13 protein-coding genes are annotated in these 13,406 nt (G+C 75.4%); 6 read left to right on the top strand and 7 right to left on the bottom strand.

Annotated elements, in window-relative coordinates:
• The coding region (locus ABZ836_RS28485) for a ricin-type beta-trefoil lectin domain protein (RefSeq protein ID WP_361146876.1) at positions 1-528 on the top strand (528 nt) is incomplete at its 5' end.
• Between the two features lie 133 nt (positions 529-661).
• On the opposite strand, the gene ABZ836_RS28480 is transcribed toward ABZ836_RS28485, so the two are convergent.
• The 3 genes from ABZ836_RS28480 to ABZ836_RS28470 form a co-directional block, all read right to left on the bottom strand.
• Positions 662-2,014, bottom strand: coding sequence for a cytochrome P450 (locus tag ABZ836_RS28480; RefSeq protein ID WP_361146873.1), 1,353 nt, complete (start codon positions 2,012-2,014; stop codon positions 662-664).
• 81 nt (positions 2,015-2,095) lie between these two features.
• Complete coding sequence (locus ABZ836_RS28475) at positions 2,096-2,278, bottom strand: hypothetical protein (RefSeq protein WP_356134885.1); 183 nt, start codon at positions 2,276-2,278, stop codon at positions 2,096-2,098.
• Complete coding sequence (locus tag ABZ836_RS28470; RefSeq protein WP_361146869.1) at positions 2,275-4,176, bottom strand: prolyl oligopeptidase family serine peptidase; 1,902 nt, start codon at positions 4,174-4,176, stop codon at positions 2,275-2,277. The genes ABZ836_RS28475 and ABZ836_RS28470 overlap by 4 nt, the downstream gene beginning before the upstream one ends.
• 230 nt (positions 4,177-4,406) lie before the next feature.
• Here ABZ836_RS28470 and ABZ836_RS28465 point away from each other — a divergent pair, with 230 nt between their 5' ends.
• On the top strand, positions 4,407-5,780 hold the full coding sequence (locus tag ABZ836_RS28465; RefSeq protein WP_361146866.1) for an MFS transporter: 1,374 nt from the start codon (positions 4,407-4,409) through the stop codon (positions 5,778-5,780).
• On the opposite strand, the gene ABZ836_RS28460 is transcribed toward ABZ836_RS28465, so the two are convergent.
• The 3 genes from ABZ836_RS28460 to ABZ836_RS28450 all read right to left on the bottom strand — a co-directional run bounded on the left by ABZ836_RS28460 (position 5,749) and on the right by ABZ836_RS28450 (position 8,036).
• Positions 5,749-6,081, bottom strand: a complete 333-nt coding sequence (locus ABZ836_RS28460; protein ID WP_356135107.1) for a DUF3140 domain-containing protein — start codon at positions 6,079-6,081, stop codon at positions 5,749-5,751. The genes ABZ836_RS28465 and ABZ836_RS28460 overlap by 32 nt on opposite strands.
• Before the next feature lie 5 nt (positions 6,082-6,086).
• Positions 6,087-6,317, bottom strand: coding sequence for a DUF2945 domain-containing protein (locus ABZ836_RS28455; RefSeq protein WP_356134890.1), 231 nt, complete (start codon positions 6,315-6,317; stop codon positions 6,087-6,089).
• A gap of 180 nt (positions 6,318-6,497) precedes the next feature.
• A complete protein-coding gene (locus tag ABZ836_RS28450; RefSeq protein ID WP_356134892.1) occupies positions 6,498-8,036 on the bottom strand; it encodes an IucA/IucC family protein in 1,539 nt (512 codons plus the stop codon).
• A 247-nt stretch (positions 8,037-8,283) separates the two neighbouring features.
• Between ABZ836_RS28450 and ABZ836_RS28445 the strand changes: the two genes are divergently transcribed.
• From ABZ836_RS28445 to ABZ836_RS28430, 4 genes are read left to right on the top strand one after another with little or no spacing between them, the layout of a single operon-like run.
• On the top strand, positions 8,284-8,940 hold the full coding sequence (locus ABZ836_RS28445; RefSeq protein WP_361146863.1) for a DUF1349 domain-containing protein: 657 nt from the start codon (positions 8,284-8,286) through the stop codon (positions 8,938-8,940).
• Positions 8,941-8,990: 50 nt separating this feature from the next.
• Entirely contained in the window at positions 8,991-10,505 is a 1,515-nt protein-coding gene (locus ABZ836_RS28440) for an IucA/IucC family siderophore biosynthesis protein (protein WP_361146860.1), read from the top strand.
• A 43-nt stretch (positions 10,506-10,548) separates the two neighbouring features.
• Positions 10,549-11,814 carry a VWA domain-containing protein gene (locus tag ABZ836_RS28435; RefSeq protein ID WP_361146857.1) on the top strand — a complete coding sequence of 422 codons (1,266 nt, stop codon included), beginning with the start codon at positions 10,549-10,551 and terminating at the stop codon, positions 11,812-11,814.
• A complete protein-coding gene (locus tag ABZ836_RS28430; RefSeq protein ID WP_361146854.1) occupies positions 11,814-12,692 on the top strand; it encodes a hypothetical protein in 879 nt (292 codons plus the stop codon). Before ABZ836_RS28435 ends, ABZ836_RS28430 begins: the two co-directional genes overlap by 1 nt.
• A 63-nt stretch (positions 12,693-12,755) precedes the next feature.
• Here the strand turns inward: ABZ836_RS28430 and ABZ836_RS28425 are convergent, their stop codons facing one another.
• Positions 12,756-13,340, bottom strand: a complete 585-nt coding sequence (locus ABZ836_RS28425; RefSeq protein ID WP_361146851.1) for a helix-turn-helix domain-containing protein — start codon at positions 13,338-13,340, stop codon at positions 12,756-12,758.
• Positions 13,341-13,406 lie beyond the last annotated feature (66 nt).

Below are 13,406 nucleotides of genomic sequence, written 5' to 3'. Positions count from 1 at the left end.
CGCGACAGCGACTCCTGGCGGTCCGGGGACACCCCGCTGCTGTTCAACAACGACGGCAGCAAGAAGCCCGCGTACACCGCGGTCCTCAACGCCCTCAACAACGGCTCGTCCAACCCCGACCCCACGCCGACCCCGACGCCGCCCTCCGGTGCCGGTCAGATCAAGGGCGTGGGCTCGGGCCGCTGCCTGGACGTGCCCAACGCCACCACCACGGACGGGACCCAGGTCCAGCTGTGGGACTGCAACAACGGCACCAACCAGCAGTGGTCGTTCACCGCGGCGGGTGAGCTCAGGGTCTACGGCAACAAGTGCCTGGACGCCGGAGGCACCGGCAACGGTACCCGGGTGCAGATCTACAGCTGCTGGGGCGGCGACAACCAGAAGTGGCGGCTGAACTCCGACGGTTCGATCGTCGGCGTCCAGTCCGGCCTCTGCCTCGACGCCGTCGGAGCCGGCACCGCCAACGGCACCCTGATCCAGCTCTACTCCTGCTCGAACGGCAGCAACCAGCGCTGGACCCGCACCTGACGGGCCCGTCGCGGGGAGTTCCACCGGGGCCCTCGGCCGCGCGATCGCGGCCGAGGGCCCCTTCGGCGGGCCGCCGGGCCCCGGTGCCCGTTCCGGCCCGTGAGCAGGAGGACGAGGCTCTTCGGGGCGGGGCTCAGCGGCACAGGGTGACGGGCAGGGCCTCCAGGCCGCGCAGCATCATCGTGTTGCGCCAGCGCAGGTCGCGCTCCTGGCAGGCCAGGGTCATTCCGGGGAAGCGGGGGAGGAGCGCGGTGAGCGCGACCTCGGTCTCCAGCTTGCCGAGCAGGGCCCCGAGGCAGCGGTGGATGCCACCGCCGAAGGCGAGATGGCCGGCGTCCCGGCGGTCGAGGACGAGGCGGTCGGGGTCCTGGAAGCGCGCCGGGTCGCGGTTGGCCGCGCCGAGGGACAGCAGCACGAACTCGCCCTGCGGGATCTCCACCCCGCCGACGTCCACCGGCTCGGTGGTGAAGCGGGTGGTGGCCATGCAGATGGGCGAGTCGTAGCGCAGGAACTCCTCGACGGCCCCGGGCATCCGGGTGGGATCGGCGCGCAGCCAGGCGGCCTGGCCGGGATCGCGCAGCAGCGCGAGGCAGGAGGTGCCCAGCAGGTTCACGGTGGTCTCGTGCCCGCCGATCAGCAGCAGGGCGACCATGCCCACGATCTCGTCGTCCGTCAGCTCCCCGCCCTCGCGGGCCTCCAGCAGGTCGGTGAGCAGATCGGCGGGACGGTCGTCGCGGCGCATGCGCCGGTCGGCGAGGGCCAGGACGTACGAGCCCATCTCCTGGACGGCTCGCCGGAACGCCGCGTGGTCGCCCTCCTGGGTGACGATGGCGGTCGACCACTGCCGGTAGAGGTCGCGGTCCTCGGGCGGGAAGCCGAGCAGTTCGCAGACGACGAGGATCGGCAGCGGGAAGGCGAAGTCACGTACCAGGTCCACCGTGGCGGTGGTGGTGCCGGTCGTGCGGCGCACGGCTGCCGCGTCCAGCCCGTCGAGGAGTTCGAGGGTGATGCGCTCGACCATCGGCCGCATCGCCTCGACCCGCTTCCGGCTGAACGCCGCCTGGACCACGCGGCGGAGGCGGGTGTGGTCGGGCGGATCGCTGCTGAGCATATGGGTGATGTCGCTGCCCAGGTTGACGCCCTCGACCCGACTGTCGGCCAGGGCCTGGGCGCGCCGCACATCCTGCGCGAAGCGGCGGTCGAAGAGCGCGGCCCGGACGTCGGCGTAGCGCGGGACGATCCACAGCCGCAGGCCGTTGTCGCCGTGCAGCACGGAGACCGGGGCGGCTTCCCGCATCCTGGCCAGGGTCGGGTACGGGTCGCTGAGGAACGGCGGCGGGTTCCGGCGCGGTTCCGTCGCGCCGTGCTCGTCCGGCCGGTGCACGTCCGGCCCGTGCTCCTCCGGCCCGTGCTCCTCCGGCCGGGGACCGTTCGTCCGGGGACCGTTCGTCCGGGGTGCTGCCGTCGCTGCCGTGGCTGTGGTCATGATGTCTTCCTGTCCTCACCGGTACGGCCGGCGCCGCGGCGGGGTGCCGGGCCTGGCACCCCGCTGCGGCGCTGCTTGGTCTCACTGCAGAGGCGACGTCTTCTCCGTGTTCTTCTCCGTGCGGGTGGTGCAGGTCCGCGCCGGGCCGGTCGGCCGGACCGGGACCGCCTTGTCCAGGGCGGCCTGGGTGTCCGGGTGAATGATGAGCCCGCGCTCCCGCTCGGTGGCGCTGAGGGGGTCGACGCGCAGTCCGTGACGCTTCATGACATTGCCCTTTCTTCGGTTTCCTCGGTGTGGTGGACGGGGTGGTGCGAGCCGGTCCGCCCGCTGTCGCGGGGGTCGGCGGTTCTGGGGGAGGCGCGCAGCGCGTCGTCGGCGTAGCGCACCATGGCGGCCCAGGCGGCGGCGTATCCGGCCGGGTCACGGCCCACGTCGTGTCCGCCGCCGAGCCACCGGACGCGATGCGGGACGTCGCGTCGCCGCAGCGCGGCGAGATAGCGCTCGATCTGTTCCGGAGGGCACTTCTCGTCGTCCGCCGAGGCGGCGAGGAAGAGCGGGCCGCGTACGCGGTCCACGTAGGTCGTCGGGCAGGCCGCGCGATAGCGGTGCGGCACCTGCTCGGGGGTGCCGCCGAAGAGGCGGTCGTCGACCTCCCGCAGCGCCGGCGTCGTCGCCCGGTACGCCGCCGTGTAGTCGGCCACCGGGGCGACGGCCAGCCCCACGTCCCACAGCCGGGGCTGGACGCCCATCGCCAGCAGCGTCAGGTAGCCGCCCCAGGAGTAACCGCACAGGCCGGTACGGCCCGGCTCCGAGACTCCCGCGTCGATGAGGTGGCCGCGCACCGCGGCGAGGTCTTCGAGCTGGGCGAGGCCGACCCGGTGGCCGAAGTCGTTCCGCCAGCGGGGGCCGTAGCCCGTCGAGCCGCGGTAGTTGGTGCGCACCACGGCGAATCCGGCCCGGACCAGGTCCTCGGTCCGTCCGTCGTAGGCGTCCCGGTCGTGGGTGTGGGGCCCGCCGTGGACGAGGAAGAGCGTCGGCCAGGGGCGGTGGTCCGCCGCGCGGCCGGGCGGGGTGGCCACAAAGCTGTGGATCTGCCCGTACGGCCGACGTGTCCACAGCTCGCGGCGCCCTGATCCGGTTGTTCCGCGGGTCGCCGTGCCACGTGACGCCGTGGTGGAGCGGCCGGGATGTTCCGGGCCTTCCGGGCCTTCCGGATGGCAGATCAGCGGCCGGGGCGGTTCGCCGTCGCGGCTCCACAGGCAGTGGACCGTGCGGTCGGGTGCGCAGGAGAAGTCGATGATCGTGCCCTCGGGCGTGGGAAGCACCGTCGTCGTACCGCGGTCGAGGTCGGCGCGGAGCAGGCGGCTGCGTCCCGCCCGGTCCTGCTGGACCAGCGCCGTGCGGCCGGGCCCGTACCAGCAGGCGGTGATCTCCGTGTCGAAGTCGAGGGCGGTGCCGGGACCGTGCGTGCGGATCCCCTCGCCCTGCCGCCAGAAGGCCAGGGTGTAGCGGCCCGCGCGTTCGAGGACGAGCAGCAGTTCCGGCCGTGCGGTGGTGAGGTCCGGGCGGAAGCCCAGCCCCCAGGCCGCGCCGCCGGCGCCGTCCCCCGCCGCGCCGGGGACGGCGTCCACGAGGACGCCGGAGGCCGACCACAGCCGGACCGCGGCCGGTCCGGCCGGGCACCCCGCGGTGGCCAGCAGCCGGCCGCCGGGGGCCAGGCCCACGACCACCCCGTAGCCGGGCTCCTCGGCCACCAGGCGGGCGTGCCCGCCCGGCCGGCCGAGGTAGTACCGGGAGCGGTCCGCGACCCCGACGCCGACGGCGGCGAGGCCGCTGACCGGGTCGAAGGCCAGGCCGTGCATCCGCCCGGCGGGTACGCCGTCGAGCGCCGGGCGCGGGTGCCCGCCCTCGAACGGCCCGCGCAGCCAGCGGCCTCGGCCGTCGGGGGCGGCGTCGAACCACCACAGGCCGTGGCCGTCCGGTTCGATGGCGGCGGTCTCCACACCCAGCGGTGCGGTGGTCGCCTGCCGGCGCCGACCCGTCGTCAGGTCCCAGGCCACGATCTGCGGGAGACCGTCCACGTACCGGGTCTCGACCGCCCGCCGTCCGTCGCGGGCGGCGAAGGACGGGACGTGCACCGCTGTTCCGATATCGCCGCTCATCGCCGTCCCTCCCCTCGCCGGTGTCCGCTTCCGCCGCCGGTGGCCCCGGCTGTGGTGGGCTCCGACGGCCATCACACTGCCGGACGGGCGGGCCGCGCGGCAGGGAAGAAAGCGCAGCGGCACCGGCAGTGAGCTACTGCCGGTCCTTCCCTGGCCCCGGACGGCGGGCGGGCGACAGGGTGCGGGGGCGACCACCTGGCCCGACCCATCGAGGAGAAAGAGGCGACCCGATGAAGATCGCGGCGACCCGGCCCGGCGCAGCTCCCGTCCCACCCGGCGGAGCGCCGAACGGCACAGCGGGTGGCAGGCCGAGCCGTACGCTGACGGCGGTCTACGTCGCGGGCGCGGTGACGGCGTTGGGCACCCAGATGACCATGCTGGCGCTGCCCTGGCTGGTGCTGGAGACCACCGGCTCGGCCACCCGGGCGGGCCTGGTCCTCGCGGCCCAGGTGCTGCCCATGGCGCTGCTCGGTTTCGCGGGCGGAGAGGTCATCCAGCGCCTGGGCGCCCGCCGGACCATGGTCGTCTCCGATCTCGCCCGTGCTCCGGTGGTGGCGCTGATCCCGCTGCTGCAGGCCCTGGGCGCGCTCCGTCCGGCCGTCCTCGTGGCGATCGTCGCGGCGCTCGGGGTGCTGGCCGTTCCGTACCACGCGGCGCAGCGGGTGCTGGCGATGGAACTGCTGAGCCCGCACGCCCGCTCCCTGACCCGCGCCAACAGCGCGCTGGAAGGTGTGCAGTACGGCTCGGCGTTCGCCGGACCGGCGCTCGCGGGCGCGCTGATCCCGCTGGTGGGGACCACGTCGGTGGTGTGGCTGAACGCGGCCACGTTCGCCTTCTCCGGGTTGCTGCTGCTGCGCCGCGTCCCGGCAGGCGGCGGGGCCGGGGGGCCCGCGGCCGGGCCCCGCGGCCTGTGGGCGGGGGTGCGGCATCTGTGCGGCGACTGGTTCCTGAGCCGGGCGATGCTGTCCACCGTGGTGTTCGGGCTGATGCTGCGGACCCTGATGATCACCATGCCGGTGCTGGCCTTCGCCCGGTTCGAGGGGGACCCCAGGATCGGCGGCCTGCTGTTTGCCGCCCTGGGTGCCGGCGGCCTGGTGGGCTCGGTGACCGCCTATGTGCTGGCGGCGCGGGTCGCCCCCGTACGACTCGCCTGCACGGCCCTGGTCTGCGTCGCCCTGCCCCTGTGGGCGCTCCTGGTGCCCGTGCCGGCCGGCGTGCTCGTCGTCGCCGTCGGCCTGTCGTCGGCGGCCGCGCCCCTGGCGAACGCGCCGCTGATGGGGCTGCTCTCCGCCCGGCTGCCGGAGGGCTTCGGGCCCAAGGTGCTGCAGGCCGTGGTCACGATCAGCACCCTGGCCGGGCCGCTGGGCTTCCTGGCCGCGGGCGCCGTGCTGGACCGGGCCGGTGTCGCGGCGACCCTGTGGGGCGTCGCCGCGCTCGCGACATTCGGCAGTGGCAATCTGATCCTGGCCCTGCGCCGCCTGCGGGCCACCGGGGACGCGGACCGACCTGGTCCTCCGCCGAGGTCGAGGAGGGGTCGTCGCCCGGCTGCCGGTGCGACAGCGCCCACGCCGGTCAGGCCAGCGGGTCGTGGCCCCAGTTCATGAGCGAGTGCCTCCAGCGGCTGTCGCGCACGTCGCCCGAGGGCCGCTGGGCGAGGTGCCTGCGCACGTATCCGACCACCTTCCGCATGTGCGCGTAGTCGTCGTCGGAGAGGTCGCCCTTCTTCGCGCCCAGGATCTCCACGATGCGGCGGCCCGAGGCGTGGCCGGTGGACTCGCCGCCGTCCTTGTGCTGCCCGGCCTCCTGCGACTCGGGGGTGGCGAGCCATTTCTCCAGGTCGGCCGGTTTCATGTTCACCACCTCCCGGAAGTCGTCCCAGGTCTCCTTCCGGTCGTCCTCGTCCACGCCGGTCACTTGCCCTTCTTCTTCAGCGCCGACGGCTTGTGCACCGCGGACTTCCCGGACTTCTCGCTGCGGACCTGGTACTGGGGGTCGTCGGAGGAGGCGTCGACCGTGCGTCCGGCCGCCTCGGTCCGCTCGGTGATCTTCTTCTCCACCGTTCCCTCGGCCTCGCTGCCGTGGCTCTTCCAGGCGACCTCGTCGCCCTTCTTCAGCTTCTTGGGCCCGTCGTCCTTGGCCATCGACCGCTCCCTTCGCCGGTGCCGACGCGTCGCGCGTCTCGCGGGCGTCCCTTTCCAGGGTGAGCGCTCCCGCCGCGCGCCGCAGCCCGGACCGGCCGGACCGGCCGGACCGGCCGCAGTGGCCGCAGTGGCCGCACCGGCCGCAGTGGCCGCACGGCGACCCGGGCCCGGCTCCCGCGGTCACCGGCCCCGCGGCGCCCTGGGGCCCGCGCCCACCAGCGGGTTCGGCAGCGGCAGGTAACGGGCGTCCGCGCCGTCCGCGCCGGTCCAGCGCAGCAGCAGGTTGGTCTTGCCCGGCAGCGTGGGCCGGGCGAGCAGCCGCCGGACCTCCGGGATGTCGTGCCGGGCGAGCTCGCGGCGGACCGCGGACCACGGGTCCAGGTCGGGATGCCGCTCCCGGAGGGCCTCGGCCAGTTCGCCCAGGTGGTTCACGACCAGGCAGTACACCAGGCGCTCCCAGCCCGCCTCCCGGGTGGCGGGCGGCACGGTCTTGACGCCCTCCGCGTCGCGGAACAGGGCCCGCACCGGCGTCCCGTCCCGGTCCACGGCGATCAGGCAGTTCTGCAGGTGGGCCTCGAGGACCACCCCGTGCCGGTGGAACAGGTGCAGCGCGGGCGGGACCACGCGGCGGAGGTACGCCGTCCACCAGGCCTCGGGGTCGGTGAGCCGGTCGAGCGGGTTGCCGTCGAAGCCCTCGGCGAGGGCCGCGGTCAGCAGCGCCGTGGAGCCCCGCGGCAGGTGGGCGGCGAGGCCGTCGCGGACCAGGACGGCCAGTTCCTCGAAGGCGAAGGCCGCGGTCCGGTAGCCGCGGTCGCTCAGCCAGGCGGCCCCGGCCGACTCCCCGGCGGGCAGGGCGGCCAGCGCGGTGGTGACGGCCGTGTCGGTGCGGCGCAGGCGCAGCAGGTCGTGGCGCCACAGGCGCCGTACGTCGTTGGTGATCCGCACGTCCAGGCTGAACTTGGCGAAGAGGTCCGCCCGCGGCAGGTGGACGGTGCGGACGGCCGCGGTCGGCCGGGCGGACTCGGCGGTCGTCCCCAGGCGCAGCAGCCGGCCGTCGGCGAAGGCCCGGCGGATCTCGGCGTCGGCGGCCACCAGCTCCAGCTGCCACGGGTGGGCGGGCAGCAGCCGGTATCCGGGCGGCGCCTCGCCCAGGCCGTCCAGGGCGGTCAGGTCGCCCTCCTGGACGACGGCGTCCTCCCGCACCGCGAGCAGGGTCAGCGGGAACCGGGCGTGCGCCTCGGGCGCGTACGGCAGCCAGGCCGCCGCCGGGCCGCCGCCGCGGGCCTTGGGGGCGGGGTGGAAGGGGTGCCCGGTGATCAGGGCCTGTTCCGAGCGCAGGTACGGGTCGTCCGGCGCGGTGGCCGTGGCGCGGGCGGCGAGCAGGGCGGCGACCGCGTCGCGGCTGTCGAGCATCTCGCCGGGCAGCTCGTCGTTGGTGAGGCCGGTGTGCAGGCGCAGTTCCTCGGCGGCGAGCTTGACCAGTTCCGTGTGGTCCAGCCGCCGCCAGCCGTGCGCCCCGCGCACCTCGGGCTCGGCCGGGCGGCGGGTTCCGCGGACCCGCAGCAGCCGTCCGCTGCCCGCGAGCCGGTGGACGTGCCGCCCGGCACCGTCCTGGCCCCCGCCGTCCTCGGGGCGGGCCACCTCGCGCAGCAGGCAGTTGAGGAGGGCGGTGCCGGCGTAGGCGTCGGCGCTCCCGCCGAGGTCCGCGATGGGGGGCATGTGCGGTGGTGGTCCGTTCGTCCGGCGGCGCGGTCGCGGTCAGTATCTCCGGCATCGGCGCGGCGGCGAAGGGCGCCTCGGTGGGAGGGGCGCGGGACGGCCACCCGCGGGGGACGCCCTGGACAAGAGGCGCTCCGGGCTGAAAGATCTTGGTACGGCTCTCGGAGCGGCGGGAGTCACGACCGGGGCGGGAGGGCGTCGGCCGTCCCTCGCCGGAGCGTTCGGACCACCGGCGTGAGGACACCACATGGACCACCAGCGGCAGCTCGACTGGGACGACGCCACCTGGCTCAACCCGCCCCCCGCCACCGCCGTGGACGGCTCCGGCCTGCTGGTCACCGCCCGGGAGGGCTCCGACTTCTGGCGCACCACCAGCTACGGATTCGTCCGCGACGACGGCCACGCGCTGCTCACCGGGTTCCCGGACGGGGCGGCCGTGGAGGTGACCTTCCTGGCGCGCTTCGACACGCTGTACGACCAGGCGGGCCTCATGGTCCGGGTGGACGAGGACACCTGGATCAAGGCGGGCGTGGAGATGAACGACGGTGTCCCGCACCTCGGCGCGGTGGTCACCCGTGGCCTGTCGGACTGGTCCCTGGCGCCGGTGCCCGGCTGGCGGGACCGGCCGGTCACCGTCCGGGCCAGCCGGTCGGGTGACGCGGTCACGGTCCGCGCCCGGGTTCCGGAGGAGCCCTGGCGCATGGTCCGCCTCGCGCCGCTGGACCCTGGTGCGGCGGCCACGGCGGGTCCGTTCTGCTGCTCCCCGCAGCGGGGCGGGCTCGAGGTCCGCTTCACCCGCTTCGCCCTGGGCCCCGCGGACGCCGGCCTCCACGAGGACCCCGCCGTGCCCGAGGACCCCGCCGTCCACGACGAACCGGCCGTCCGCGAGGACCCCGCCGTCTGAGCCGTCCGGGCGGTGACCGGACCCGACCGCGCACCCCGAGGAGGCCGTACGTGCCGCGTTCAGCGGACGAGGAGAACGAGGTCGCGCGCGAGCTGGCGCGGGTGCGCCCGGCCCTGGTGGAGCCGTTCCGGGCGGCGCTGCCCGGGGCGCGGGCGGCGGTGCTGACCCGGTTGTGGCGGGCGCTGGCCTTCGAGCCGCTGCCCTGGGTCACCGGCCGGGAGCACGCCGCGGACGGCCTGACCGTGCGGCTGGCGGACGGCCGGTCGCTGTCCGGGCCGCCCGCCGACCCGTTCGCGGTGGACGGGGCGGTGACCGAGGTCGGGCTCGCGGGCGCGGCGTACCGGGATCCGGCCGCGCTCATGGCGGACCTGGACGTCCCCCACGGCAGCGCGTTCGCGGCCGAACTGGCGGGCAGTGCGGCCTCGTCGGCGCTCTCGCGCGCCGACGCGGTGCCGCTGCCCGGCCGGACGGCGTGGGAGTGGGAGCAGCGGGTGGTGGACGGCCACCCGTACCACCCGGGCTGCCGCTCCCGGCCCGGTTTCACGGTGGCCGAGGAGCTGGCCTACGCGCCCGAGCACCGGCCGGTGGTACGGCTGGGGCTGGTGCCGGTGGACCGGGAGGACTGTTTGGTGTCGGGCGACTGGCCGGCCGCGTGGCGCGAGGGCGGGCGACTGCTGCTGCCCGTGCACCCCTGGCAGGCGCGGCACGTCCTGCGGCTGCCCGGCGTGCGGGAGCGCGAGGAGGACGGCATCCCCGCGCACCCCCTGATGGCGCTGCGCACCCTCGCGGTGCCCGGTGGCCCCCAGGTGAAGACGGCCCTCTCCACCCGGCTGACCTCCTCGGTCCGGGACATCTCCCCGGGCTCCGTGACGTCCTCCGCGGCGGTCTCCGCCTTCGCCGAGTCGCTGACCCCGCGTCTGGACGGCCTGCTCCATGTCACGCGCACCCTGGGCGCCGCCTGCGACGGCACGCCTGACCTCGCGGCGGTGGTGCGGGAGGACCCGGAGGTGTACGCGGGCCCCGGCGAGCGCGTGCTGCCGGTGGCCGCCCTCGGCGAGGCCGGACTGACCGCGTCGTCCTCCTGGCTGGACGGGTTCGCCGTACTGGCCCTGTCGGTGGGCCTGCGGCTGCTGGAGCTGGGGGTGGCCCTGGAGGCCCACGGCCAGAACCTTCTCGTCGTCCTCTCCCCGGACGGGCGGCCGGCCCGGCTGGTCTACCGGGACCTCGCGGACATCCGGGTGAGTCCCGCCCGCCTGGCCCGGCACGGGCTGCGGCTGCCCGAGGGGGTGCCGGCGCGGATCGTCACCGACGATGCGGCGGCCCTGCGCCGCAAGCTCTTCGGGTCGCTGGTCGCGGGGGCGCTGGGGGCTGCGGCGGGTTCGGCGGAGGCCCTGGCCGGGCTGCTGCGGCGGTCCGCGCCACGGCTGCCGCCCACCGCGGACCGGGAGGCACTGCTGCGCGATCCGTTGCCGGTCAAGGCGCTGACCCTGATGCGGCTCTCCCCCGACAGGCCGGGCGACCGGTGGGCCGCCCTGCCCAACCCCCTGTCCGGCAGGGGGAGATGACCCCGGCTCCGCCGCGGAATCGTGCGTTCACTACGATCCGGCGATGATCACAAGAAGACGGTCGGCGGCAGGCACACTCGCCCTGCTCACCGCCCTGACGGCCGGGACCGTGTTCCCCGCCGCGGCGGCAGCCGACGAGACGGACGACCGGCCCGCGCCGCAGGTCGAACTGGTCCTGGACGTCAGCGGTTCGATGCGCGAACGCGACGTGGACGGCGGCAGCCGGATGGCGGCCGCCAAGCAGGCCTTCAACGAGGTCCTGGACGCGACGCCCGAGGAGGTGCTCCTCGGCATCCGCACGCTCGGCGCCAACTACCCCGGCGACGACCGGAAGGAGGGCTGCGAGGACACCGAACAGCTGTACCCGATGGGCCCGTTGGACCGGGTGGAGGCCAAGACGGCGGTGGCCACGCTGGCGCCCACCGGCTGGACCCCGATCGGTCCCGCGCTGCAGGCGGCGGCCCGCGACTTCCAGGAGGGCGAGGGCACCCGCCGGATCGTGCTCATCACCGACGGCGAGGACACCTGCGCGCCGCTGGATCCGTGCGAGGTGGCGCGGGAGATCGCGGCCCGCGGCATCGGCCTGACCATCGACACGCTGGGCCTGGTGCCCGACGCCAAGACCCGCGACCAGCTGCTCTGCATCGCCGAGGCCACCGGCGGCACCTACACCTCCGTCCGACACGAGGACGAACTCGCGGACCGCGTAGGGCAGTTGGTGGAACGCGCGGCCGAACCGACGGTGACCCCGGTCGCCGTCGAGGGAGCCGGGACGTGCGAGGGCGCACCGGCGCTGAAGTCCGGCCTCTACACCGACCGCGCGGAGTTCGGCCAGGCCCGGTGGTACCGCGTCGACCTGCCGCCCGGGCAGGAGGTGCGCGCGGCCGTGAGCGTCGCCGCCGACCGCGAGGTGAATCCCGGATACGGCGTGCTGCTGCGCGCGGTCACCGTCCACGGGCGGGAGACGGTCCGCGGCGAGGCGGCCGGGCACGGGCGCACCGACGTGGTCTCCACCGGGCTGCGCCTGCCCAAGGCGGAGAGCGACGAGGAGGAGTCCCCGGCCGAGGTGGTCTGCCTGGAGGTGACGCACTCCTTCTCGCCCGCCGCCGGGGTGAAGACCACGCCGGGCCTGCCGGTGGAGCTCACGGTGGACGTGGTGGACGGACCGTCGGACGCCTCCGACGTGGCCGCCTTCGGGCTGGGCCGCGGCTGGTGGCTCCTCGGCGCGTTGGTCGTCACCGGCTTCCTGGCCGGCCTCCTGTGGGGCTGGGTCTCCCGTCTGCGAATCACCGTCCGGAGGACGAACTGATGCGAGTGCGACGACCGTGGGGCGTGGCCCTGCTGCTCCTGGCTCTGGCCGCCGCACCGGCGGCCGCCGACACGTCCCCCTCCCCCTCCGGCGACTCCTCCGGCGACTCCTCCGGCGACTCCTCCGGGGGCACGGAGACGGCTGCGCCCACCGAGGCCGGAACCTCGTTCCGCAGTGCCGCGGAGATCGGTGCGGGAGTCAGGGCCACGGCCCAGGGTTCCACCGGCGACTACCTGTACTGGTCCTTCCCGGCGGACGCCACCCAGCGGGCCACCGTGCGTGCCTCGGTGCGGCTGCCCGAGGAACACGCGGGCCAGACCTGGCGGATCGACGTCTACGACGGACTGCGGCGCCGCCAGGCCTGCCAGTACGGCGCGCAGTCCCGCACGGCCGCGGCGGGCGCGGCCTCGGTGGAGTTGGCCTGCGTGCTGCGTACGGTGCGGGGCTGGGCGGAACCGTGGGCCGACGACCCGCTGCCGGGGACGTACTACATCCGGCTGTCGGCGGCCGGCCTCCCGGTGGCGGACGCCGGCCGGGCGATATCGGCCGAGGTCCGGGTGGAGACGGCGGACGCCGGTGGGGCCGCGGCCGTGGACGGCGCTCTGTCCGAGCCGCTGGTCCCCGGCATCGCCCTGCGCGCACCCTCCGACACCACGGACGACGCCACGGACGACACCACGGACGACACCACGGACGAGGGCGGGTCCTCCGAGGACGCGGCCCCGCCGGTCCTCGCCGGGACGGCGCCGGAGGACGGCTGGTCCTCGGGCCGGTGGACGGACCGGTGGCTCTGGACCGGCGCCGGCGGCCTGCTCGCCGCACTGGCCGGCGTCTGGGGCCACACCCTGACCCGTGGCCGGGGCCGCCCGGGGGCGTGACCTCCGGCCGCACCGCGGCGACCACCCCGGCCCGGCTCGACGGGCCGGGGTGGTCGCCCGTCCTCAGGCCCGCACCGGCAGCGCCGTCGCGTCCAACTCCCCCCGGGCCAGCGCCAGACAGGACTCCGCGTCCAGCGCGAGCCGGAGACCGGGCTCCACCGGCGCCGGCCCGATGCCGTACGCCGGACCCTCCGTCGCGCCCGCGTACAGGTGGAACTCCCCTTCCTCCAGGGACACCTGCACCACCCCCCGCACCCCCGCGTCCTCCAGCGCGCGCAGCAGGGGCAGCGCGAACCAGTGGGCCCGGATCGCGTCGGTGGGCCCGCGCTCCCCGAGCCCGCCGGACCCCCACTCCCCCAGCGCGTGCAGCACGCCGGTCAACTCACGTCCGCGCGGCGTGAGTTCGTACACCGACGCGTTCCCCGGCGGTGCCAGCCGGCGCCGGACGAGGAGCCCGTCGCGCTCCATGTCCCGCAGCCGCGTGGCCAGCATGTCGGTGCTGACGCCGGGCAGATCGGCGTGCAGGTCGGTGTAGCGACGGGGACCGGCGAGCAGCTCCCGGACGATCAGCAGGGTCCACCGGTCGCCCACGAGGTCGAGCGCCCGCGCGGCGGAGCAGTACTGGTCGTAGCTTCGGCGAGGTGACATGAGCGTCAGTCTAGACAACAGGTTGGACTTTCCAAGTGCCCACTTGGTAAAACCAAGCAACACCAC

The sequence above is a fragment of the Streptomyces sp. NPDC047130 genome (assembly GCF_040643475.1).
In the GTDB taxonomy this organism is placed as follows: domain Bacteria; phylum Actinomycetota; class Actinomycetes; order Streptomycetales; family Streptomycetaceae; genus Streptomyces.
Note: the sequence above shows the minus strand (reverse complement) of the source record. Positions and strands in the feature narration are given on the sequence as shown.